Genomic DNA, 20,804 nt, shown 5'->3' with positions numbered 1-20,804 from the left:
CCGAAGCCATCGCCAAGCTGGAAGCCGGGGCTTAACCCGCCTTACAGGTTCTTCTTCAGGAATTTTTCCAACTCAGTCAGCATGGTTTCACGCGCTTCTGCCGTGACCAGTTGATGATCACCATCCTCCAACAAGACGAAGCGGCTTTTCTTATGCGCATGGCGAAGTTTGCGGTCCATGTCCTTCGATTGCCTGGTGGGGACAGTTGAGTCGTTCTTGGCGGAAATCAGCAGCACCGGAACTTTGATTTCATCGATATGGTCGATAGGGGAAACGTCGCTGTCACTTGCACCTTCAAGCCCCATGCTTTTGATCCAGGCAAGTCCACCGATGAAGTTTTTCTCATAGCGCTTCATGTCAGGAATATCGGTGACGCCGTTGATGGAAGCCGCGCATTTATAGAGACCCGGTTCCATCGCTGCCCCCATCAGGGCTGCATACCCGCCGTAGGACCCGCCGACGATGCAGATGTGGTTCTTGTCGGCATAGCCTTCCTTGATCAGCCATTTGGTGGCGTCTGTGACATCATTCTGCATCAGGCCACCCCACTGGTGCTGACCTGCATCATAGAATTTGCCACCGTATCCGGTAGACCCGCGGAAGTTGGGCTGCAGGACCAGATAACCGCGGTTTGCCAGGAACTGGGCCCAATAATTCCAGTCACCAGTGTCCCGGGCCGAAGGTCCGCCGTGGGGTAGGACTACAGTTTTAAGTTTCTTGGCATTCTCCAGGCCGCGTGGAATGGTCATATAGGCGGGGATGGTGGAGCCGTCCCGGACTGGAATATTGACTTCCTTCACATGGGCCTGAGTGTTGGGTTCGATCCCTTCCATATAGGTGGACAGGACGCTCATTTTTTTGGCCTTCAGGTCGAGAAAATAATAGACGCCGGGGTCGGTGTCGTTATGGGCGAAGATGATATAGATGTCCTGGCCCTTGGCTTTACCGACGATTTCATTTGTCGTGTTCGGCAGGCTTTTATCGGCAATGTGCTGGATGCGCGCCAAGCCTTCGTCAAAATAGATGATATGTTGACGGTCCGTGGTATAGGCAACGCCCGCAGGCCAACCGGTTTCCGGGCTATCTACAACGCCATCGACATCGACCTTGGGGTTTTCATAGACGGTATCGATGATCTTGCCGCTGTCGATTGCCAGTTTGTAAACGCCCTTGGTGCCATATTGGCTTGCCTTGGTGACATAGATAACGTTCGGGTCTTTGCTGAAGCCTGCAATATCAGCAGTCTTGTACCAGTCGGTTTTGGTGAGCGGCTGTGTATTGCCGTCTGCATCCCGCAGGACCGCATACTCATTGTCGCGCTCATAACCGACGCCAAAGCGCACCGTGTGGGTCTGGTCGGCATACCAATATTGGATGCCACGCATGTCCTGCATGACTTCCCGGTAATGGCCATTGAAGATATTGAGCTTCCAGACTTCATCTGTGCCGTCGAGGTCGGCGTCGATCGAGAGCAGAATATGTTCCGGGTCATCGGGAAGAAGATCGATGATCTTATCCTGAAACTGCGGAAACGGTAGTTTCTGCGTTGCTGCTTTTGAGCCGACAACAGCAATTTTCTTTTGTTTGACGATCATCTCGGCATTTTGACCGTCCCGGTCAATGGCCAGCAGGCGGGTCTGTTCGGACTTTACAAGGCTGCCGCGGCGTTTCATGGAAAACTGATAGACAACCAAAAGGCGGTCGTTTGTCGCCCAGTAGAAATTCACGATATTGGCATCTTCACCGGAGGGTACGGCGGCTGGTTTGCTGCCGTCCAGGTTCTCCATCACCAGAGCGGTGCGGCCCTTGAGCTTGGTGATATAGCCAAATTGCTTGCCGTCCGGTGACAGCTTCACGCCATGGAAAGCCGGCAGGCTGGCATAGGCCTTGACCGGCAGCAGTGGCGCGGTCCCGTGGGGCTTTGCCTGTGCGCTGCTAGCCGGTAAGAGGACGGCACCTGCAAGCAAAAGCGCAGCAGCCGTGCGGTGTGTGGAAAAAATCATAAATCCCCCAACTCATGTTTTGAATGTTTGTGTTTATTTACCGATTTCCTGGGTGAGGAAACTTTCGAGCGGCTTGAGGAAAGCGACGCGGGCGGCCTCGGTATCCAGGAAATGGTCGCCGCTTTTGATGCTGACCATTTTCACCGGCTTCTTCAGGTGCTTCAGCGCCTTATACATTTCGGTGCTTTGTTCATAAGGCACGACCGGATCGTCCTTCACATGAACAATAAGAACCGGCGCGCTGACCCGGCCCGCCTGCTGGACAGGGGAGACGGCTTCAACTTTTTCGCCTTCATGGCCCATGGTTTTGGCAAAATCCTTGAACCAGAAAAGGTTGCGGGCGCGGGACGCCATTTCCTTGAGGTTGGCAACACCGTTCAGCGACACGGCGCACCGGTAAAGCCCAGGTTCCTTGATCACGCCCATGTAAGCCGCATAGCCGCCGTAGGAGCCGCCCACGATGCAGATGCGCTTGGGGTCCGCGATGCCCTGGGTGATTGCCCATTTGGTGGCGTCGGTGACGTCATCCTGCATCTTGCCGCCCCATTGGTTTTTCCCGGCTTCCATGAATTTCTTGCCGAAGCCTGCCGACCCCCGGAAGTTGGGTCTGAGGACGGCATAGCCCCGGCTCGCCAGAAACTGGGTCAAATAGTAATATCCCAGTGTGTCGCGGGATTGTGGGCCACCGTGCGGCAGAACCACCATCGGCAGTTTCGACGGTGACTTGCCGACGGGCAGGGTCAGATAGCTGGGGATGGACACGCCGTCCCGCGCCTTGATCACCTGCTTCATCGTCGGCGACAATTTCTGTGGTGGGATCAGCACATTGCGGGCAAAAGGCTGGACCCTGCCGTGGGCCATATCCACCAGATAGTAGGTGTCTTCCCGGTCGCTGAAATGCTCAATCATATAGAGCTGTTTTTCGCGGTTGGCCGTCCGGATGATATTGCTGCCACCGTGCAGGAGCCGGTCAAGCTGGGCCTGAAGGGCCGCGAGGTCTTTATCGAAATACTGCTCGCGGTACAGGTCGTCGATATAGCTGAAGCCAATGGGCTTGCCGGTTTTGGGGTCCTCCACCAGTCCTTGAACGCTGGCATCGGGGCGGTCGAACAGAACCTTCACCCGCTTTCCGGTTACCACATTGAAGGTGATCAGCCGTCGCGGGCCGCCTTTATAGGGGTCAGCGGCATAGGCGATATGCGGGTTTTCGGTGAAGCCGAGCGGGTTGATATCATCATCCGAATACCATTTGATATCCGCCAGGTTGCGCTTCTTGTTGCCGTCCGGGTCGATATAGACCATGTGCTCGCCGTCCGGGCCCATGCCCCAGCCCAGGCGGTATTGGTGGTTCTGGTCGGTTACCCAGCTTCTGATCCAGTCATAGCCTTGGGTGACGTTGGTATAGCGGCCCGTTTCCACGTCGACCTTGCGGATTTCCGCGCGGCCATCGAAGTCGGAGTCGATTGCCAGCAGGAAATGCTGCGGGTCGTTCGGCAGGAAGTCGATCACCCGGTCACGGATCTGCGGCTTTTGGCGCGCATAGGGATTGCGGTCATGCTGCTTGGGGTCACGGGCCATATCCACATAGCCCGGTTTTTTCACATCGACGCTGAAAAGCGCGCTGCGAACATAGGATTTGCCGACATCGTTGGTATAGCGGTAGGCGACGATCAGGCGGTGGTTGTTGATCCAGTGGAACCAGTTGATGTCGGTGTCCTCAACCGGCGGGATCGCATCCGCCTTAGCCCCGGGCGCAAGCGGCCGGATGATCAGGTTGATGCGGCCCTTGATTGGGCTTGTGTAGGCGATATAGCTGGCGTCCGGTGAAAACTGGACATCCCGCACGGTCGGTAGTTTAGCGAAGGTTTCAGCTTTGATGAGATCCTGCCCTGATGCGGCTTCCGTTACGGGAGTGCACAGGAACATCGCCGCCAGAAGCGGCGCAGCAAGTGAGATACGCATATGGATAAAGTGCCCCTAAAAGAAAATAGATAGTCCCCAAAGCTATTTCCTAGCAAACAGGTTGTGTTGGCGCAACCGATTTGCTGCCGGGAAATCCGGGCCAGCGCCCTGCAAAAACCATATCTTTTCTTGCAGCCGCCCCCTTGGGGGGTCTAAACAGTTGTTCGTGATTCAAAACGCGCCATCTCAACCGTTGGCGCAGGCCAAATTTGTTAACATCTGTCAGGGGATTATTTCATGGCACAGGGGAATAGGCCGCTCTCTCCCCACCTGCAGGTATATCGTTGGGGTGCACACATGGCCGTGTCCATTATGCACCGCGCGACCGGATCGGCGCTGGCTTTCGGCGCGATCTTGCTTACCTGGTGGTTGGTGGCACTGGCGACAGGACATGAGTATTTTAATATGGTTCAGGGCTATGCCTCGAGCTTCATCGGACGCATCGTTCTTTTCGGGCTGACCTTCGCGCTGATGCAGCATATGGCATCGGGCATCCGTCACCTGTTCATGGACACGGGCAAGCTTTACGACCTCAAGCCGAACTCGTTGACGGCTAAGCTCACCTTCCTGTTTTCCATCGTCATGACCCTTCTGATCTGGGTCGCGGCCTACAAGGTAATGGGGGAGCTTTAAGCCATGACTGATTTAAGGACTCCACTTTCGAAAGTGCGCGGCCTCGGCTCGGCCAAGGACGGCACGCATCACTGGTGGCTCCAGCGCGTAACCGCTATCGCCAACATTCCGCTGACGATCTTCATGGTCGTCTCTTTCGTCGGCAACGTCGGCAAGGATCACGCTGAATGGGTGGCCTGGCTCAAGCAGCCGCTGGTTTCGGTGATCATGATCCTGTTTGTTGCCAACCTTTTCTATCACCTGCGCCTCGGCCTCCAGGTCGTGGTTGAGGATTATGTGCACGATCATGGCACGAAGATCACCACCATGCTGGCGATCAGCTTCGGCACCGTGCTGATGGCAGCGCTCAGCATTTTCTCCGTTCTTCGTATCGCGTTTGGGGGATAAGACATGACCACGAGCAGTTACCCCGTTACTCTTCATACCTATGATGCCGTGGTTGTCGGCGCCGGTGGCTCGGGCCTCCGCGCAACCATGGGCCTCTCCGAGGCCGGTCTCAAGACCGCCTGCATCACCAAGGTGTTCCCGACCCGCTCCCACACTGTGGCAGCGCAGGGCGGTATCGCAGCTTCGCTCGGCAACATGGGCCCGGACAAATGGCAGTGGCACATGTATGACACCGTCAAGGGCTCCGACTGGCTCGGTGACCAGGACGCCATCGAATATATGGTGCGCCAGGCCCCGGCCGCGGTTTACGAGCTGGAGCACTATGGTGTGCCCTTCAGCCGGACCGAAGAAGGCAAGATCTACCAGCGCGCGTTCGGCGGTATGACCACCGAATTCGGCGAAGGCCCAGCGGCCCAGCGGACCTGTGCCGCCGCCGACCGGACCGGCCACGCCATGCTGCACGGTCTTTACCAGCAGTCGCTCAAGTACGATACCGACTTCTACATCGAATATTTCGCCATCGACCTGATCATGGAAAATGGCGAATGCCGCGGTGTGATCGCCATGTGCATGGAAGACGGTTCGATCCACGCCTTCCGCGCCCAGTCGGTCGTGCTGGCAACCGGCGGTTACGGCCGTGCCTTCTTCTCGGCGACTTCGGCCCACACCTGCACCGGTGACGGCGGCGGCATGGCACTGCGTGCCGGTCTCTGCCTGCAGGACCTTGAGTTCGTTCAGTTCCACCCGACCGGCATTTACGGCGCGGGCGTGCTGATCACCGAGGGCGCACGCGGTGAGGGCGGTATCCTCATCAACTCCGAAGGCGAGCGCTTCATGGAGCGTTATGCCCCGTCCGCGAAGGACCTGGCGTCCCGTGACGTGGTCTCCCGCTCGATCTCGAACGAGATCCGCGAAGGCCGCGGTGTTGGCCCCCTCAAAGACCACATGTACCTGCACCTGGATCACCTCGATCCGGAACTGCTGCATGAGCGCCTGCCGGGTATTTCCGAGTCCGCGAAGGTCTTCGCGGGTGTCGATGTGACCAAGGAACCGATCCCGATCATCCCGACCTGCCACTACAACATGGGCGGTATTCCGACCAACTATCATGGTGAGGTCATCAACCCGACGAAGGATGATCCGGACGCTGTTGTGCCGGGCCTGTTTGCCGTCGGCGAGGCCGCGTGTGTGTCGGTCCACGGCGCGAACCGCCTTGGTTCCAACTCGCTCATCGACCTTGTGGTCTTCGGCCGCGCAACCGCGCACCGGGTGGCGGAAATCACCAAGCCGGGTGCGTCGCAGAAGCCGCTGCCGGCAGGCTACGAAGAGATGGCTCTCAGCCGCCTCGACGCTGCCCGCTATGCCAATGGGTCGACCCCGACCGCCGAAATGCGCCTCACCATGCAGCGCACCATGCAGAACCACTGCGCGGTGTTCCGGACGGCAGAGGTGCTGGAGGAAGGCGTCAAGAAGATCGACGAAGTTGCCGCCAACATGGGTGACCTCAAGACGTCCGACCGCTCGCTCGTCTGGAACAGCGACCTCATCGAGACGCTCGAACTTCAGAACCTCATCGGTCAGGCCGCGCTCACCATTCATGGGGCCGCGAACCGGAAGGAAAGCCGTGGTGCACACATGCACGAGGACTATCCGGACCGGGACGACAAGAACTGGATGAAACACACCGCAGGCTGGTTTGCCGATGCCAAGGTCACGCTGGACTATCGTCCTGTGCATAGCTACACGCTGACCGAGGAAATGGACTATATCAAACCTAAAGCTCGGGTTTATTAAGGGAAGGGAGACGACAAATGGCTGAATTTTCACTTCCCAAAAACTCCCGCGTTGGCAAGGGTAAGACCGTCAAGGCGGAAGGGGCAACCAACACCCGCAAGTTCAGCGTTTACCGCTGGAATCCGGATGACGGTGAAAACCCGCGCATGGACACGTTCGAAGTGGACATGGACAGCTGCGGCCCGATGGTTCTGGACGCTCTCATCAAGATCAAGAATGAGATGGACAGCACCGTAACCTTCCGGCGGTCCTGCCGCGAAGGCGTGTGCGGCTCGTGCGCCATGAACATGAACGGCAAGAACGGCCTCGCCTGCACCACCGCGATCGAGGACCTGAAGGGCGATGTTTCCATCACCCCGCTGCCGCACCAGGAAGTGGTCAAGGACCTTGTGCCTGACCTCACCAACTTCTATGCGCAGTATGCCTCGATCAAGCCGTGGATGCAGACCCAGTCGACCACGCCTGAGAAGGAACGGCTCCAGAGCCATGACGACCGGGCGAAGCTCGATGGTCTTTACGAGTGTATCCTGTGCGCCTGCTGCTCGACCAGTTGCCCGAGCTACTGGTGGAACGGTGACAAGTATCTGGGCCCGGCTATCCTTCTGCAGGCGTACCGCTGGCTTATCGACAGCCGTGACGAAGCCACGGGCGAGCGCCTCGATAACCTCGAGGACCCGTTCCGGCTTTACCGCTGCCACACCATCATGAACTGTGCAAACGCCTGCCCGAAGGGTCTGAACCCGGCGAAGGCGATTGCCGAGATCAAGAAGATGATGGTGGAACGCCGCGGCTAAGCCACGGGCTCACTATACAGAAACAGACTTTCGATTGGGCGGCTCTTCGGGGCCGCCCAATTGCTTTTCCGCAGGCGCTTCTGGAACAGGAAGGCGCTGACAGACATAGAATTCGTTAATTTTTTGCCGCTAAGCTGTCTCGTGCATGACTGGGGGCGCCGGAAGGCCGATGCGCAGATTGTTTTTAATTGGGACGGCTCTTATGAGCCTTGCTGTGAGTATGGTGCTGGGTGCCCCTCGGTCGTGGGCCGCACCTATCTATGTCGTCGGGGATGATGACCTCAGTGCCTATAGCCCCGCCTGGCACGCGATCCTCAAGGAAGCGGGGATCGACGCCCAATTCATCACTGCTCAACAGGCAGAAAGAAGGCGCCTGTTCGTGGCCGGGCGTCTCGTCGCCGATTGCTGCACTATCCCCGAATGGCGCCAGCGGCCTGAAGAACAAGCCACTCAGCTTTATACCAATCCCTTCTTCTATGCGGTTGACCATATCGTCTTCAAGGCTGGCGACCCGTCACCGCCCACATCAGGGCCGGACTTGCGCACGCGCCGGGTCGCGACCGTGACAGGGTTCGATTATGTCGGCGGCGATAATTTCGGCACCCGGGTGGAGACGGAATCGATGAATGCGGCGCTGGCAGCGGTTGCCGAAGGGCGGGCCGATGCCGTGATCGTCAATGTGCAGGAATTCATGCGCCTGCAGCGGATGGAGCATCGTCCGCTGACACTGGGGCGCGAATATCACCGGGTGAATTTGCGCGCCCGCGTCCATAAGGACTATCCGCAGCTTGTGCCGCGTCTCAATGCTGCGATTGTGCGGCTCCGTCGGGCTGGAAAGGTCGAGGCGCTGGTGGGGGCTGCCCTGCGCGGGGCTGAAAAGGTGGGCCATACCCAAACGACACCGTGACGGTTGATGGAGGTCAAGGCATCCTAACTTTGTCTGGTCTCTATGGCGGTTGAGAGAAGGTGAAAGGCTGCAGGATCGTGGAAGGTGTCATGTTGAAAGTAAAGGGATACAGTCCGATTTTCCTGCGCGGGGTAATAGCAGCGTTCCTGTGTGCCGTTAACATATCGGCGGCAAGAGCCGAGGATGCTCCTGTGCCCGCCAGCAAGTTGGGAGACAGTGTGTTTCGGGATGCCTGGCACGCCATCCTCAAGGAAGCCGCTATTCGGATCAAGCCCATAGCTGCCCCGCGCGACGTACGCCGCGAGATGTTCGTCCGCGGTAAAATCGTGCTCGACTGCTGCTCGGCGCCGGCATGGCGCAACCGGGCGGATGAACAGGCGGTGCAGCTTTTCTCAGTTCCCTTCTTTCCCATCATCGATCACCTGGTTTTAAGAAAGGGACATGACTACAAGCTAGCAGATCCGCATGACCTGCGCGGTGTGACTGTCGGCATCGTACAGGGGTTTACCTATCCTGGGCAGGACCGTTTCGGTAAAACCGTGACGGCGGTATCGATGGGGGAAGTGTTCGACCTTGTGGTGGAGGGGAGGGCCGACCTCACCATTGCCAACGCACAGGAGTTTGCCCGGCGGCAGCGCCTCCATCCCCGGCCGCTTGTCCTGGGGCCGGAATATAGCCGGATGGTCCTGCGTGTCCGTGTCCACAAAAGCCGCCCGGACTTGCTCGCCCGCATCAACAAGGCTATTGCAGCCCTGAAGGCAGACGGCCGCATCAATGCCTTGACCGGGTATCGGCTGCGGGACGTTACGGCTCCTGGCTTCCAGTCCCTTCAATAGGCGCCATGATAAACACCTGTTAACATCTTGCGCCTATAATAAACGACGGGCTGCATATATGTTCGGTCTCCGCTGATCATGCCTAGGGGTGGATGGTACGGATGAAGTGGAAAATCCTGATCTTTTTCCTGCTAATGAGCCGGGCTGCAGCCGCGGCTGAGGATACCCCCGTGCGCGTCGGTCAGGCGGATTCCGCGGGCCTGATGGCAACCTGGACCGCGATCCTTAAAGAAGCGGGCATCCGCTATCAGATGGTCTTCGCCCCGAATGCCGAGAAGCGGCGCTGGTTCGTGCGCGGCAATATCATACTGGACTGTTGCGCGACGCCGGAATGGCGCGACCGGGCCATTGAAAAGCGCGTTCAGCTGTTCAGCGATGTCTTCCTTGTCAGTGAAGAGCATTTCGTGTTCCGGAAAGGCAAGGTGGTGCCCATTAACGGGCCAAATGACCTGCTGCCCCTTACCTTTGCCATTGTCCGTGGGTTCGACTATCCGGCAGTCGTGGCCGAGTGCAATATCGTTGCAGGCCGTGACGTCAATGAAATGCTGGACCTGATCGCATCGGGCAAGGCTGATATCGGCCTGATTTCCCAGGCTGATTTTCAATATTATATAAATGAGAAACAGCGAGACCTTGAGCTTGGCGGCTTGAACCAGAAGGCGGGGCTTCGTATACGGGTTCATAAATCGAGGCCCGACTTGCTCGACCGGATTAATAAAGCGATTGCCACCATGAAGGCCGATGGCCGCCTGAACCACTTGCTGGAGCCCCATGTCAGTACCCGTTAGGTCATTGTTTCTCGGCTTGCTCCTGTGTTTCAGCGTCTCTCTGCCGTCGGTGGCTCAGGCGTCTCTGAAGGTTGGGCAAAGCAATTCCATCGAATATTCGCGCGTCTGGGAGGCGATCCTCAATGACGCCGGTATTCGGGCGGACTTTGTCATCGCGCCCACGGACAAAAAGCGCCAGATGTTTGTGAATGGTGCAATTCAGCTGGACTGTTGTGCATCGCCCCTATGGCGGCAGAAGCCGGAAGAAAAGGCCGTGCAGCTTTTCTCCGACGTTTTCTACCGTTCGCCTGAATATTATGTCTTTCCTGAGGGCCATGTCTTGAAGATCAAGGCGGCACAGGATTTGCGTCAGTTCCGCGTCGCTGTTATCCGCGGTTTTTCCTATAAGGGTGAGGAAGATTTCGGCTCGGTAGTAGAATGCCGGGATATGAATGAATTGCTGGATACGGTTGCCGCGGGCAAGGCGGACCTCGCCTTCATCAACCTGAATGACTATCAGCGCCGGATGCGGGAAAAGCCCCGGGCGGTGGCGTTGGGCCAGCTGGCTTTCATTGCCGATCTGCGTATCCAGGTGCGCCGGTCCAGCGCTAAGCTATTGCCGCGGATCAATGGCGCCATCGCCCGGCTTAAGGCCAGCGGCCGGATCGAGGCGATCCTCAATGATCTGGATGCGGATAATCTCAGGGTACGGGTGGGCCAGAGCGACTCATCCGGGTTTCACGCGGTCTGGTCCGCCATCCTTCATGCCGCCGATATCGAGCCGGAATTCATCGACGCCCCGCAGGAGCGCAAACGGCGTCTCTTCACCGAAGGGGTGATCCTGCTGGACTGCTGCGCCGCCCCCTTGTGGCGGACCCGGCCTGATGAAGTGGCGACCCAGCTTTGGAGCGATACCTTCTATGTCACGCGGGAACAATTCGTGTTTGTCCGCGGCAAGGAACCGGATGTCAGCACGCCGGCTGCCCTCAGGAAGCTCCGGGTCGCGGTGGTCCGCGGTTTCGACTATAAGGATCAGGCCTTCTTCGGCCTCAAGGTGCCAGGCCGCGATGTGGAAGATGTACTGACGCTTCTGGCCGCGGGGCGGGCCGATGTCGGCATCATCAGCAATGTCGATTTTCATGCCCTGATGCGGCGCCATCCGGGGCCGTTCGTTCTCGGCCCCGTCAGGGTGGAGGCGGAGCAGAAAATCCGGGTCAATAAAGCGGCGGCGTCGCTGTTGCCGCGGATCAATGCCGCGATCAGGCGTATGAAGGCCGAAGGACGGATAAAGGCGCTTCTGGAAGGCCCATCGGCCGGTAAGGCACCTTACTCGGCGAGGTAAAGGTCTGCCAGTTTCTTGCGCCGTTCGGGGCTGAGCCCCATGGCCTTTTCCAGATAGGCATCGAGGGTGCCATATTCGCGGCCGATGCTGGCGTAGGCGGCTTTCAGGAAATCGGGTTCGACGCCGATAAGCGGGTGGACGTCCGGGGCGGCGATCTCCCGCCCGGCCTTGCGCGAAAGCCATTCGGCCAGCTCCGCGCTGGTGCCCTCAATATCCACGGCGTCGTTGGTCAGGAGAAAATCCGCCATGATGTCTTCTTCCCCGGCGCCGAGCGCGTGCATGAGAAGCGCACCCGCGACCCCCGTGCGGTCCTTGCCGGCTGTGCAGTGGAACAGCACGCCGCCCTTCTCGCCGCCGTCGATGATGGCATCGAAAAACAGCTTCAGGCCGCCTGCGTTGGCGATCGGGATGGTCTCGAACGCCAGGATGAACTGGTCGCGGAGCTCCTTCGCGGGGAAGGGCGCGTCGGCCAGGCGGGCATAAAGCTCCTGTATCCAGGCGGCCGCGTTGCCGCCGATGGGGGAGGGGCGATAGTCCGGCGCCCAGCCTTCGGGCCAGCGAACCGGACGGCGCTCCTTCTCGGGGGCGGAGCGGAAGTCGATCACCGTGTGGATATCGCGCCCCGCCACATCCTCCGCGGCGGTTAGGTCCGCGAGGTGCCCCGACCGAAACAGTTTCCCCCACCGCGTCTGGCGGCCGTCCGCCGCCGTATAGCCGCCCATGTCGCGGAAATTCTTGACGCCGGAGACGGGCAGGATGCGGGGGGATGAGGTCATTCAGTTGGTCCTTTTATAGGGCGCCGAAAATCGGCTGCCAGCTTGTATCCCGGCTTTTACCATGGTCATGGGAGACCGCGATAAGCCGGTGTAGGCTTCTATCTTTATTAAGGCGAAGTGTTGCCTGATCAAGGAAAGACCCTGATTTCTGGGTCGTCACCGGGCCCACGGCGGCACTTTCGTCGGCCGGTCTTCTGTTTGCCGCTTTCGGTTGGCGCACCAGATCTGTCATGATAGAGCATGTCCGATCTCACATGAGGATAAACGTGACCAACAAGCACAAGACCCATGGCCCGCTGGCGGCCTATGACGCGCTGATCGAGGCAGGCGAAGTCCGTCCGGATGACGACCAGCGCCGCGTGCTCCGCCATCTGGAGCGGCTGTATCACGGGCTGGAAGACTATCCCGAAATCGCCGGGAGCGGCGCGCTCACGGGCCTGTCGGTCAGAAGCTGGCGGCTGGCCCAGCTGTTTCGCAGGCGTGACGGCGGCAAGGGCGAACCGCCCAAGGGCGTTTACATGTATGGCGGCGTTGGGCGCGGCAAATCCATGCTGATGGACCTGTTCTATGAGCTCGCGCCGGTGAAGGCCAAGCGCCGGGTACATTTCCATGAATTCATGCTGGACGTTCACGCCCGCCTGAAAGAATGGCGCGGGCTTTCGGTCAAGGAACGCGCGGCACGCGGCGGCCGGGGCGTGGGTGATGACCCGATCCCGCCGGTCGCGCGGGAGATTTCCATGGAAGCCACGCTGCTGTGCTTCGATGAAATGCAGGTGACGGACATCGCCGACGCCATGGTGCTCGGTCGGTTGTTCAAGGAACTGCTGGACCGGGGGGTGATTATCGTCGCCACCTCAAACCGCGTGCCGGATGACCTCTATAAAGGCGGGCTCAACCGCCAGCTTTTCCTGCCGTTTATCGCGCGCCTCAAGGAAGCGTTCGAGGTGGTGCCGCTCGATGGCCCGACCGATTACCGCTATGACCGCCTGAAGGGCATGACCACCTATTATACCCCGGTGAACGCGGAGACGACGGCGAAGCTGTCGGAAGCCTTCTTCCGCCTGACCGACCGTGAGGTGGAGAACCGTGACAAGGTGCCGTCCGAGACGCTGACCGTGCAGGGGCGGGAGCTTTTCGTGCCGAAGGCGGCGCGCGGCGTGGCGGTGTTTTCCTTCAAGCGCTTGTGCGCGAACCCGCTTGGCGCGGCCGACTATCTCGCCATCGCGCGGCACTATCACACCGTTATCATGGTGGCGATCCCGGCTTTGGGGCCGGAGAAACGCAACGAGGCCAAGCGCTTCGTCACCTTCATCGACGCGCTTTATGAGCATAGCGTCAAATTCCTGTGCTCGGCCGAGGTGCCGCCGGAGCGGCTGTATGAAAGTGGCGATGGCCGCTTCGAGTTCGAACGCACGGTCTCCCGCCTCATGGAAATGCAGTCGGAAGACTATCTCCACCGCGGCCATGGCGTGCGGGAAGAGGTAGTTCAGTAATCTGGACGTTCGCCGCGCTTGAGCCAGCCGAGGAAGCTTAGGCGGGGCGCACCGGAGAAGGGGGCGACGTGGGAGACCGCGTGCGGCTGCGGGATCAGGAAGATGTTCAGCGTGTTGAAGCTGGGGGTGAAGCCCGCATCGATGTTGCCGTCCTCACCGTAGAACAGCAGGTTGCCGCCCCAGTCCGGCTGCCAGCGCCGTGTCATCGAAATGGTGTAGGCGGCGGCGCGGTTCTCGTGCGCGTGGGTGTCGTTATGTTCGGTCAGGAAATGGCCGGGCAGGTAGCGGCTGGCGAAACTGTCGGCATGGGTGATGGCCGCGTCCCCCGTCAGGTCCCGCATGAAACCCAGGAATGGCTCGGAATTCACATAATCATGCATGGCATGCAGCGGGTGGCCCTGCTCCCGCCCGTTCCGGATGGCGTCGGTCATATAATATTGATGGAAGAAGTACTGGAAGCCCGCCCGTGCGCCGCGGTCGATGGCGTCCACCAGCCGGTTCTGCTGTTCGGGGCTCATCCGCGCGATGCCGGACAGCGGGATTTCAAAAAACTCATGGCCCTCATTATAGGCGACGAACCAGGTGTTGTTCCGGAGAAGCAGACCCTCAAGATGGTTGGCGACGCCTTCCTCCAGAAAGTTCGGGATTTGCAGGCGGCCATTCGTCCGCAGGGTTTCACCGAGCGCTTTCGGGTCGTGGCGGGCATCAAGGGCGATCTTGACCATGGTCTTTAAGGTCCTGTCTCAACAAGGGCTTCACGGCAGTCGGCATCCAGCGGACCCAAGCGCCTCCGTCCCTTGTAGGGGGAAGGACCGCGCTTGGCAACTGGCGGGGACTCGCGCGGCCCGATATGACTTTTCAGCAGGTGTTATTCGCTTTTACCCGTATGAGCCATTCCCAGAATGCATGGCTGGTTCGTCAAAAACGGAGGACAAATGCCCGGAAAACTCAATAATGTGTGGATTCGAAGTTGGATCACGAGGACGGGAAGCATTCATGGCTTGTCTACAGGGGGTAAACGCGCTAGGTACCTCCCAGAATATTCTTCGTTTTTCAGTACAGCGGTTGCGTTCTAGTAGCCCAAACTCATGGCTGGAGCATTCTCATGGCACGTAATAAAATTGCATTGATCGGCAGTGGCCAGATCGGTGGCACCCTTGCTCATCTCGCGGCACTTAAAGAAATGGGCGATGTCGTCCTCTTTGATATTGCCGAAGGCCTGCCGCAGGGCAAAGCACTGGACCTTTCGCAGTCCGGCCCGGTTGAGGGCTTTAACGCGACGCTTAAAGGCGCGAACGACTATGCCGATATCGCAGGCGCGGATGTGGTGATCGTCACCGCTGGTGTGCCGCGGAAACCGGGCATGAGCCGCGATGACCTTCTGGGCATCAACCTCAAAGTTATGAAATCGGTCGGTGAAGGCATTGGCAAGTATGCGCCCAATGCCTTTGTTATTTGTATCACCAACCCGCTTGATGCGATGGTTTGGGCGCTGCAGAAATTCTCCGGCCTTCCGGCCAACATGGTTTGCGGCATGGCTGGTGTGCTCGATAGCGCCCGCTTCCGCCACTTCCTGGCTGACGAATTCAAGGTTTCGGTCCAGGACGTCACCGCGTTCGTCCTCGGCGGCCACGGCGACACCATGGTGCCGCTGACCCGTTACTCGGCTGTTGCCGGTATCCCGGTTCCGGACCTGGTCAAGATGGGCTGGTCGACCCAGGAGAAGATCGACGCGATCGTTCAGCGCACCCGTGACGGCGGCGCCGAGATCGTTGGTCTCCTCAAGACCGGTTCGGCTTTCTACGCTCCGGCCACCAGCGCGATTGAGATGGCTGAAAGCTACCTCAAGGACAAGAAGCGCCTGCTGCCGGCTGCCTCGCACCTGAATGGCGAATACGGCCTTTCCGACATGTATGTCGGTGTGCCGGTTATCATCGGTGCCGGTGGTATCGAGAAGATTGTCGAGATCGAGCTGATCGGCGAAGAAAAAGCCGGTTTCGAGAAGAGTGTTGGTGCCGTGAAGGGTCTGATGGACGCTTGTAAGGGCATCGACGGCTCGCTCGCTTAATAATCCTACCCAACGTTTAGGGAGTTGGTGGACAAATGAATATCCATGAATACCAGGCCAAAGGCCTCCTGAAACAGTTTGGCGCGCCCGTCCTCGCGGGCGGCGTGGCCTACACGGCGGCCGAAGCGGTCGACGAAGCCAAGAAGCTCGGCGGCCCGGTTTGGGTTGTCAAAGCCCAGATCCACGCTGGTGGCCGCGGTAAAGCGGGCGGCGTGAAGGTCGTCAAGTCGCTCGACGATGTCGAAGCGGTTGCCAAGGAGCTGATCGGCAAGACCCTGGTTACGCACCAGACCGGCCCGGAAGGTAAAGAAGTCAAGCGCGTCTACATTGAAGACGGCTGCGCGATCAAAAGCGAATTCTACCTTTCCATGCTGCTCGATCGTGCCACCGGCCGCGTCGCCATCATGGCGTCGACCGAAGGCGGGATGGACATCGAGGAAGTTGCCGAAAAGACACCTGAAAAGATCGTTACCTTCTCGATCGACCCGGCAACCGGCCTGCAGGCTTTCCATTGCCGCCGCGTAGCCTTCGGCCTGAAGCTGTCGGGCGCTGCCGCCAAGGAATGCCAGAAGGTTGTGGCTTCGCTTTACAAAGCCTACACCGAGCTGGATGCCTCGCTTCTCGAGATCAACCCGCTGGTGCTGACCGAAGACGACAAGATGGTCGTTCTCGACAGCAAGATGTCCTTCGACGGCAACGCACTGTTCCGTCACCCGGACGTGCGTGAGCTCCGTGACGAGTCGGAAGAAGACCCGAAAGAGATCGAAGCCAGCAAATACGACCTCAACTACATCAGCCTCGATGGCAACATCGGCTGCATGGTCAACGGTGCCGGTCTCGCCATGGCGACGATGGACATCATCAAGCTCAAGGGCGGCATGCCGGCCAACTTCCTGGATGTGGGCGGCGGCGCGACCAAAGAGCGCGTGACCGAAGCTTTCAAGATCATCCTCTCGGACGATAACGTTGAGGGTATTCTTGTTAACATTTTCGGCGGTATCATGCGCTGCGACGTCATCGCGGAAGGCGTGGTTGCGGCTGCACGTGAAGTCGCGCTCAGCGTTCCGCTGGTGGTTCGCCTTGAAGGCACCAACGTCGACCTCGGTAAGCAGATCATGGCCAAATCCGGCCTGCCGATCATCACTGCCGACGACCTCAACGATGCGGCTGAGAAAGTCGTCAAGGCCGTGAAGGAGGCCGCGTAATGTCTGTACTTGTAGGTAAAGATACCAAAGTTATCTGCCAGGGCTTCACTGGGGCCCAAGGCACGTTCCACTCCGAGCAAGCGATTGCATACGGCACCAAGATGGTTGGCGGTGTAACGCCGGGTAAAGGTGGCACCAAGCACCTCGACCTGCCGGTGTTCGACACCGTGGCCGATGCCCGCGAAGCAACCGATGCCAACGCCTCCGTGATCTATGTTCCGCCGCCGTTCGCGGCTGACGCGATCCTCGAAGCCATCGACGCTGAGCTGGAGCTGGTTGTCTGCATCACCGAGGGTATCCCGGTTCTCGACATGGTTCGCGTCAAGCGCGCCCTGCAGAATTCCGGCACCCGCCTCGTTGGTCCGAACTGCCCGGGCGTTATCACCCCGGGTGAATGCAAAATCGGCATCATGCCGGGCCACATCCACAAGCGCGGCAACGTCGGTATCGTTTCCCGCTCGGGCACGCTGACCTATGAAGCTGTTGCACAGACAACAGCTGCAGGCCTCGGCCAGTCGACCTGTATCGGTATCGGTGGCGACCCGGTAAACGGCACCAACTTCATCGATTGCCTGGACATGTTCCTGGGCGACCCGGAAACCGAAGCCATCATCATGATCGGTGAAATCGGCGGTTCCGCGGAAGAGGAAGCTGCCGAATTCCTGAAGCAAAGCAAGGTCAAGAAGCCGATCGCTGGCTTTATTGCTGGCCGTACGGCGCCTCCGGGCCGCACGATGGGCCACGCAGGCGCCATTGTCTCCGGCGGCAAAGGCGGCGCGGAAGACAAGATCGAAGCCATGGCATCTGCCGGTATCGTCGTTTCTGATAGCCCGGCTGCCCTCGGCACCACGCTTCTGAAAGCCATCAACGGTTAAACCTTGAACTAGAGGGGCGTGGCGGTAACCGCCACGCCAATTGCCCATGGGTGCAGATATGGACCGCATCGCCGCGCTGGAAGGTGTAAGCCCCCAGTTTGTGGAATCGCTCTATGAACAATATAGCGCCAACCCCGAGTCAGTAGACCAGGGCTGGCGTGATTATTTTGAGACGCTGGAAGCCGGGATCGGCAAAACGGCCCCGAGCTGGGCCCGTTCCGACTGGCCGCTGCGTCCCAGTGATGACCTGACCACCGGCCTTGATGGCTCGGACATGTTCATCGAAAGCGAGAAGGCCAAAGCCACAGGCGCGGCCGTTTCCGCCGCCGATGTGCGCGCGGCCACCATTGACAGCATCCGGGCCCTGATGCTCGTCCGCACCTACCGGGTGCGCGGGCACCTGATGGCCAACCTCGACCCGCTCGGGCTTGAGGAACGGCCGGTCAACCCGGAACTGAAGCCGGAAAATTACGGCTTCGGCCCTCAGGATATGGACCGCAAGATTTTCATGGACGGTGTGCTCGGTCTTGATACCGCAACGCTGACCGAAATCATCGCGATCCTGAAGCGGACCTACTGTGCCAACATTGGTGTGGAATTCATGCACATCAATGACCCGGATGAGAAGGCCTGGATCCAGCGCCAGATCGAAGGCCGCGACAAGGAAATCCAGTTTACCGCCAAGGGTAAGGTCGCGATCCTGAACAAGCTCATCGAAGCGGTTCAGTTCGAACGCTTCCTCGGCAAGAAATACACCGGCACCAAGCGCTTCGGCCTCGATGGCGGTGAAGCCATGGTGCCCGCGCTTGAAGCGGTGATGAAAACCGGCGGCCAGTATGGCCTCGACGAGATCGTCATCGGGATGCCGCACCGCGGCCGCCTGAACGTTCTCGCCAACGTCATGCAGAAGCCGTACCGCGCCATCTTCAATGAATTCCACGGTGGATCCTTCAAACCTGATGACGTTCAGGGCTCGGGCGATGTGAAATATCACCTCGGGACCTCGGCCGACCGTGAATTCGACGGCAACAAGATCCACCTGTCCTTGAACGCGAACCCCTCGCACCTCGAGGCGGTGAACCCGGTCGTGATCGGCCGGACCCGTGCCAAGCAGGAACAAAAGAAAGACACCAAGCGTGAAACCACGCTGTCGCTTCTGCTTCATGGGGATGCCGCGTTTGCGGGCCAGGGCATCGTCGCCGAATGTTTCGGCATGTCGGGCCTCCGCGGTTACAACACCGGCGGGACGGTCCACTTTATCGTCAACAACCAGATCGGCTTCACCACCAGCCCGCAGTTCGCGCGCTCCAGCCCCTATCCGTCGGATGTGGCCAAGATGGTGCAGGCGCCGATCTTCCATGTGAACGGCGACGACCCCGAAGCCGTTGTGTTCGCGACCAAGCTGGCGACCGAATTCCGCCAGACCTTCAAGCGCGACGTGGTCATCGACATGTTCTGCTACCGCCGCTTCGGTCACAACGAATCCGATGAACCGGCCTTCACCCAGCCGCTCATGTATGCCGCCATCAAGAACCATCCGTCGGTGGTCAAGCTTTATGCTGACCGTTTGATCCAGGAAGGCGTGATCACGGCAGAAGAATTCGAGCGGATGGAAAATGAATTCATCAGCTATCTCGAAGACGAATTCACCGCCGGCAAGGACTATAAGGTCAATAAGGCCGACTGGTTCGAAGGCAAGTGGGAAGGCCTCGGCCTCGCCGACCAGGATCATGAAAAACGCCGCGCCGAAACCGGTGTCGCCGAAATCATGCTCCGTGAAGTCGGTGAACAGATCACCACGGTGCCGGAGAAGTTCAACGTTCACCGGACGCTGAAGCGTATTCTGGATGCCAAGCACCAGATGTTCGAAACCGGCGAAGGCTTCGACTGGTCGACGGCTGAAGCCCTCGCCTTCGGTACGCTCCTGCGTGACGGTTTCGGCGTCCGCCTGTCCGGCCAGGACTGCGGCCGCGGCACCTTCAGCCAGCGTCATGCCGTCTTCGTCGACCAGAAGACCGAAGACCGCTATGTGCCCCTCAAAGGCATTAACCCGAACGCGAACTTCGAAGTGCTGGATAGCCCGCTTTCGGAATTCGGCGTTCTCGGCTTTGAATATGGCTACTCGATGGCTGAGCCGTCGACGCTGACGCTGTGGGAAGCCCAGTTCGGTGACTTCGCCAACGGCGCCCAGATCATCATCGACCAGTTCATCTGTTCGGCGGAAGCCAAGTGGCTTCGGATGTCGGGCCTCGTTATGCTGCTGCCGCACGGCTATGAAGGCCAGGGGCCGGAGCATTCGTCAGCACGGCTTGAGCGCTATCTCCAGCTGTCGGCTGAGGATAACTGGCAAGTGGTCAACTGCACGACCCCGGCGAACTATTTCCATGTTCTCCGCCGTCAGATGCACCGCAAGTTCCGTAAGCCGCTCGTGATCGTGACGCCCAAGTCGCTTCTCCGTCACAAGCGCTGCACCTCGCAGCTCGCCGATTTCGGTCCTGGCTCGCAGTTCCACCGCGTATTGTGGGACAATGCCGACATGGAAAACGGCGGCTCGATCAAGCTGAAGGCGGACGACAAGATCAAACGCGTCGTCATGTGTTCGGGCAAGGTCTATTACGACCTTCTGGAAGAGCGCGACACGCGCGGTCAGGACGATACCTATCTCCTGCGTGTTGAACAGCTATTCCCGATGCCGGCACAGGCGCTCAAGATGGAGCTCCAGCGCTTCAAGAACGCCACGCAAATGGTCTGGTGCCAGGAAGAGCCCAAGAATATGGGCGCCTGGAGCTATATTCACGAACCGCTTGAGCAGGTTCTCATTGATCTCGATATGAAGTGCACGCGGCCCGTTTACGCCGGCCGTGCGGCAAGCGCTTCCACCGCAACCGGTCTTGCGTCCAAGCACGCAGCCGAGCAGGCAGCGCTCGTCGATCAGGCACTGACGATTTAAGAAGAAGGGTAG

Annotated in this window: 17 protein-coding genes; 13 read left to right on the top strand and 4 right to left on the bottom strand. The window is 59.2% G+C overall.

Features of this window, described 5'->3' with window-relative positions:
* Positions 1-41 precede the first annotated feature (41 nt).
* Together K6118_RS03075 and K6118_RS03070 are read right to left on the bottom strand one after the other, a co-directional pair.
* Positions 42-2,003: an alpha/beta hydrolase family protein gene (locus K6118_RS03075; RefSeq protein ID WP_247118745.1), complete on the bottom strand. Its 1,962-nt coding sequence runs from the start codon at positions 2,001-2,003 to the stop codon at positions 42-44.
* A 33-nt stretch (positions 2,004-2,036) separates the two neighbouring features.
* Positions 2,037-3,965 (bottom strand): alpha/beta hydrolase family protein, encoded by a 1,929-nt coding sequence (locus K6118_RS03070; RefSeq protein ID WP_247118744.1) that lies wholly within the window; start codon positions 3,963-3,965, stop codon positions 2,037-2,039.
* 237 nt (positions 3,966-4,202) lie between these two features.
* Between K6118_RS03070 and sdhC the strand changes: the two genes are divergently transcribed.
* The 8 genes from sdhC to K6118_RS03030 all read left to right on the top strand — a co-directional run bounded on the left by sdhC (position 4,203) and on the right by K6118_RS03030 (position 11,425).
* A complete protein-coding gene (gene sdhC / locus K6118_RS03065; protein WP_281500534.1) occupies positions 4,203-4,598 on the top strand; it encodes a succinate dehydrogenase, cytochrome b556 subunit in 396 nt (131 codons plus the stop codon).
* A gap of 3 nt (positions 4,599-4,601) precedes the next feature.
* Positions 4,602-4,985 carry a succinate dehydrogenase, hydrophobic membrane anchor protein gene (gene sdhD / locus K6118_RS03060; RefSeq protein WP_247118742.1) on the top strand — a complete coding sequence of 128 codons (384 nt, stop codon included), beginning with the start codon at positions 4,602-4,604 and terminating at the stop codon, positions 4,983-4,985.
* A gap of 3 nt (positions 4,986-4,988) precedes the next feature.
* Positions 4,989-6,779 carry a succinate dehydrogenase flavoprotein subunit gene (gene sdhA, locus K6118_RS03055; RefSeq protein ID WP_247118741.1) on the top strand — a complete coding sequence of 597 codons (1,791 nt, stop codon included), beginning with the start codon at positions 4,989-4,991 and terminating at the stop codon, positions 6,777-6,779.
* Positions 6,780-6,796: 17 nt separating this feature from the next.
* Positions 6,797-7,573 (top strand): succinate dehydrogenase iron-sulfur subunit, encoded by a 777-nt coding sequence (locus K6118_RS03050; RefSeq protein ID WP_247118740.1) that lies wholly within the window; start codon positions 6,797-6,799, stop codon positions 7,571-7,573.
* 202 nt (positions 7,574-7,775) lie between these two features.
* A complete protein-coding gene (locus tag K6118_RS03045) occupies positions 7,776-8,480 on the top strand; it encodes a substrate-binding periplasmic protein (RefSeq protein ID WP_247118739.1) in 705 nt (234 codons plus the stop codon).
* A gap of 89 nt (positions 8,481-8,569) precedes the next feature.
* The gene (locus tag K6118_RS03040) at positions 8,570-9,316 is read left to right on the top strand and encodes a substrate-binding periplasmic protein (protein WP_247118738.1); all 747 of its coding nucleotides are present in this window, start codon (positions 8,570-8,572) and stop codon (positions 9,314-9,316) included.
* Positions 9,317-9,417: 101 nt separating this feature from the next.
* The gene (locus K6118_RS03035) at positions 9,418-10,104 is read left to right on the top strand and encodes a substrate-binding periplasmic protein (RefSeq protein WP_247118737.1); all 687 of its coding nucleotides are present in this window, start codon (positions 9,418-9,420) and stop codon (positions 10,102-10,104) included.
* Positions 10,088-11,425, top strand: coding sequence for a substrate-binding periplasmic protein (locus K6118_RS03030; protein WP_247118736.1), 1,338 nt, complete (start codon positions 10,088-10,090; stop codon positions 11,423-11,425). Before K6118_RS03035 ends, K6118_RS03030 begins: the two co-directional genes overlap by 17 nt.
* Here the strand turns inward: K6118_RS03030 and K6118_RS03025 are convergent.
* Positions 11,410-12,201 (bottom strand): tyrosine-protein phosphatase, encoded by a 792-nt coding sequence (locus tag K6118_RS03025; protein WP_247118735.1) that lies wholly within the window; start codon positions 12,199-12,201, stop codon positions 11,410-11,412. The two genes, K6118_RS03030 and K6118_RS03025, sit on opposite strands and share 16 nt — an antisense overlap.
* Positions 12,202-12,467: 266 nt before the next feature.
* Between K6118_RS03025 and zapE the strand changes: the two genes are divergently transcribed.
* Positions 12,468-13,694 carry a cell division protein ZapE gene (gene zapE / locus K6118_RS03020; RefSeq protein ID WP_247118734.1) on the top strand — a complete coding sequence of 409 codons (1,227 nt, stop codon included), beginning with the start codon at positions 12,468-12,470 and terminating at the stop codon, positions 13,692-13,694.
* On the opposite strand, the gene K6118_RS03015 is transcribed toward zapE, so the two are convergent.
* Positions 13,688-14,419, bottom strand: a complete 732-nt coding sequence (locus K6118_RS03015; protein ID WP_247118733.1) for a 2OG-Fe(II) oxygenase — start codon at positions 14,417-14,419, stop codon at positions 13,688-13,690. The genes zapE and K6118_RS03015 overlap by 7 nt on opposite strands.
* A gap of 380 nt (positions 14,420-14,799) precedes the next feature.
* On the opposite strand from K6118_RS03015, the gene mdh reads away from it, so the two are divergent.
* Genes mdh through K6118_RS02995 form a run of 4 tightly spaced genes read left to right on the top strand, consistent with a single transcriptional unit; the run spans position 14,800 to position 20,792 of the window.
* Positions 14,800-15,762 carry a malate dehydrogenase gene (mdh, locus tag K6118_RS03010; RefSeq protein ID WP_247118732.1) on the top strand — a complete coding sequence of 321 codons (963 nt, stop codon included), beginning with the start codon at positions 14,800-14,802 and terminating at the stop codon, positions 15,760-15,762.
* Positions 15,763-15,797: 35 nt separating this feature from the next.
* On the top strand, positions 15,798-16,967 hold the full coding sequence (sucC, locus tag K6118_RS03005; protein WP_247118731.1) for an ADP-forming succinate--CoA ligase subunit beta: 1,170 nt from the start codon (positions 15,798-15,800) through the stop codon (positions 16,965-16,967).
* Positions 16,967-17,842 (top strand): succinate--CoA ligase subunit alpha, encoded by an 876-nt coding sequence (gene sucD / locus K6118_RS03000; protein ID WP_247118730.1) that lies wholly within the window; start codon positions 16,967-16,969, stop codon positions 17,840-17,842. Before sucC ends, sucD begins: the two co-directional genes overlap by 1 nt.
* A gap of 46 nt (positions 17,843-17,888) precedes the next feature.
* Complete coding sequence (locus K6118_RS02995; protein WP_425531531.1) at positions 17,889-20,792, top strand: 2-oxoglutarate dehydrogenase E1 component; 2,904 nt, start codon at positions 17,889-17,891, stop codon at positions 20,790-20,792.
* Positions 20,793-20,804 lie beyond the last annotated feature (12 nt).

This window comes from Kordiimonas marina (assembly GCF_023006325.1).
Lineage (GTDB): Bacteria > Pseudomonadota > Alphaproteobacteria > Sphingomonadales > Kordiimonadaceae > Kordiimonas > Kordiimonas marina.
This window is presented reverse-complemented; position numbering and strand designations above follow the sequence as displayed.

Bases quoted from the DNA above. Each gene is read 5' to 3' on its own strand.
- K6118_RS03030 (WP_247118736.1), top strand. From the start codon at position 10,088: ATGTCAGTACCCGTTAGGTCATTGTTTCTCGGCTTGCTCCTGTGTTTC.
- K6118_RS03040 (WP_247118738.1), top strand. From the start codon at position 8,570: ATGTTGAAAGTAAAGGGATACAGTCCGATTTTCCTGCGCGGGGTAATA.
- K6118_RS03035 (WP_247118737.1), top strand. From the start codon at position 9,418: ATGAAGTGGAAAATCCTGATCTTTTTCCTGCTAATGAGCCGGGCTGCA.
- sdhC (WP_281500534.1), top strand. From the start codon at position 4,203: ATGGCACAGGGGAATAGGCCGCTCTCTCCCCACCTGCAGGTATATCGT.
- K6118_RS03025 (WP_247118735.1), bottom strand. From the start codon at position 12,201: ATGACCTCATCCCCCCGCATCCTGCCCGTCTCCGGCGTCAAGAATTTC.
- sucC (WP_247118731.1), top strand. From the start codon at position 15,798: ATGAATATCCATGAATACCAGGCCAAAGGCCTCCTGAAACAGTTTGGC.
- K6118_RS03075 (WP_247118745.1), bottom strand. From the start codon at position 2,003: ATGATTTTTTCCACACACCGCACGGCTGCTGCGCTTTTGCTTGCAGGT.
- mdh (WP_247118732.1), top strand. From the start codon at position 14,800: ATGGCACGTAATAAAATTGCATTGATCGGCAGTGGCCAGATCGGTGGC.
- K6118_RS02995 (WP_425531531.1), top strand. From the start codon at position 17,889: ATGGGTGCAGATATGGACCGCATCGCCGCGCTGGAAGGTGTAAGCCCC.
- sdhA (WP_247118741.1), top strand. From the start codon at position 4,989: ATGACCACGAGCAGTTACCCCGTTACTCTTCATACCTATGATGCCGTG.
- K6118_RS03015 (WP_247118733.1), bottom strand. From the start codon at position 14,419: ATGGTCAAGATCGCCCTTGATGCCCGCCACGACCCGAAAGCGCTCGGT.
- K6118_RS03070 (WP_247118744.1), bottom strand. From the start codon at position 3,965: ATGCGTATCTCACTTGCTGCGCCGCTTCTGGCGGCGATGTTCCTGTGC.
- K6118_RS03045 (WP_247118739.1), top strand. From the start codon at position 7,776: ATGAGCCTTGCTGTGAGTATGGTGCTGGGTGCCCCTCGGTCGTGGGCC.
- sdhD (WP_247118742.1), top strand. From the start codon at position 4,602: ATGACTGATTTAAGGACTCCACTTTCGAAAGTGCGCGGCCTCGGCTCG.
- K6118_RS03050 (WP_247118740.1), top strand. From the start codon at position 6,797: ATGGCTGAATTTTCACTTCCCAAAAACTCCCGCGTTGGCAAGGGTAAG.
- sucD (WP_247118730.1), top strand. From the start codon at position 16,967: ATGTCTGTACTTGTAGGTAAAGATACCAAAGTTATCTGCCAGGGCTTC.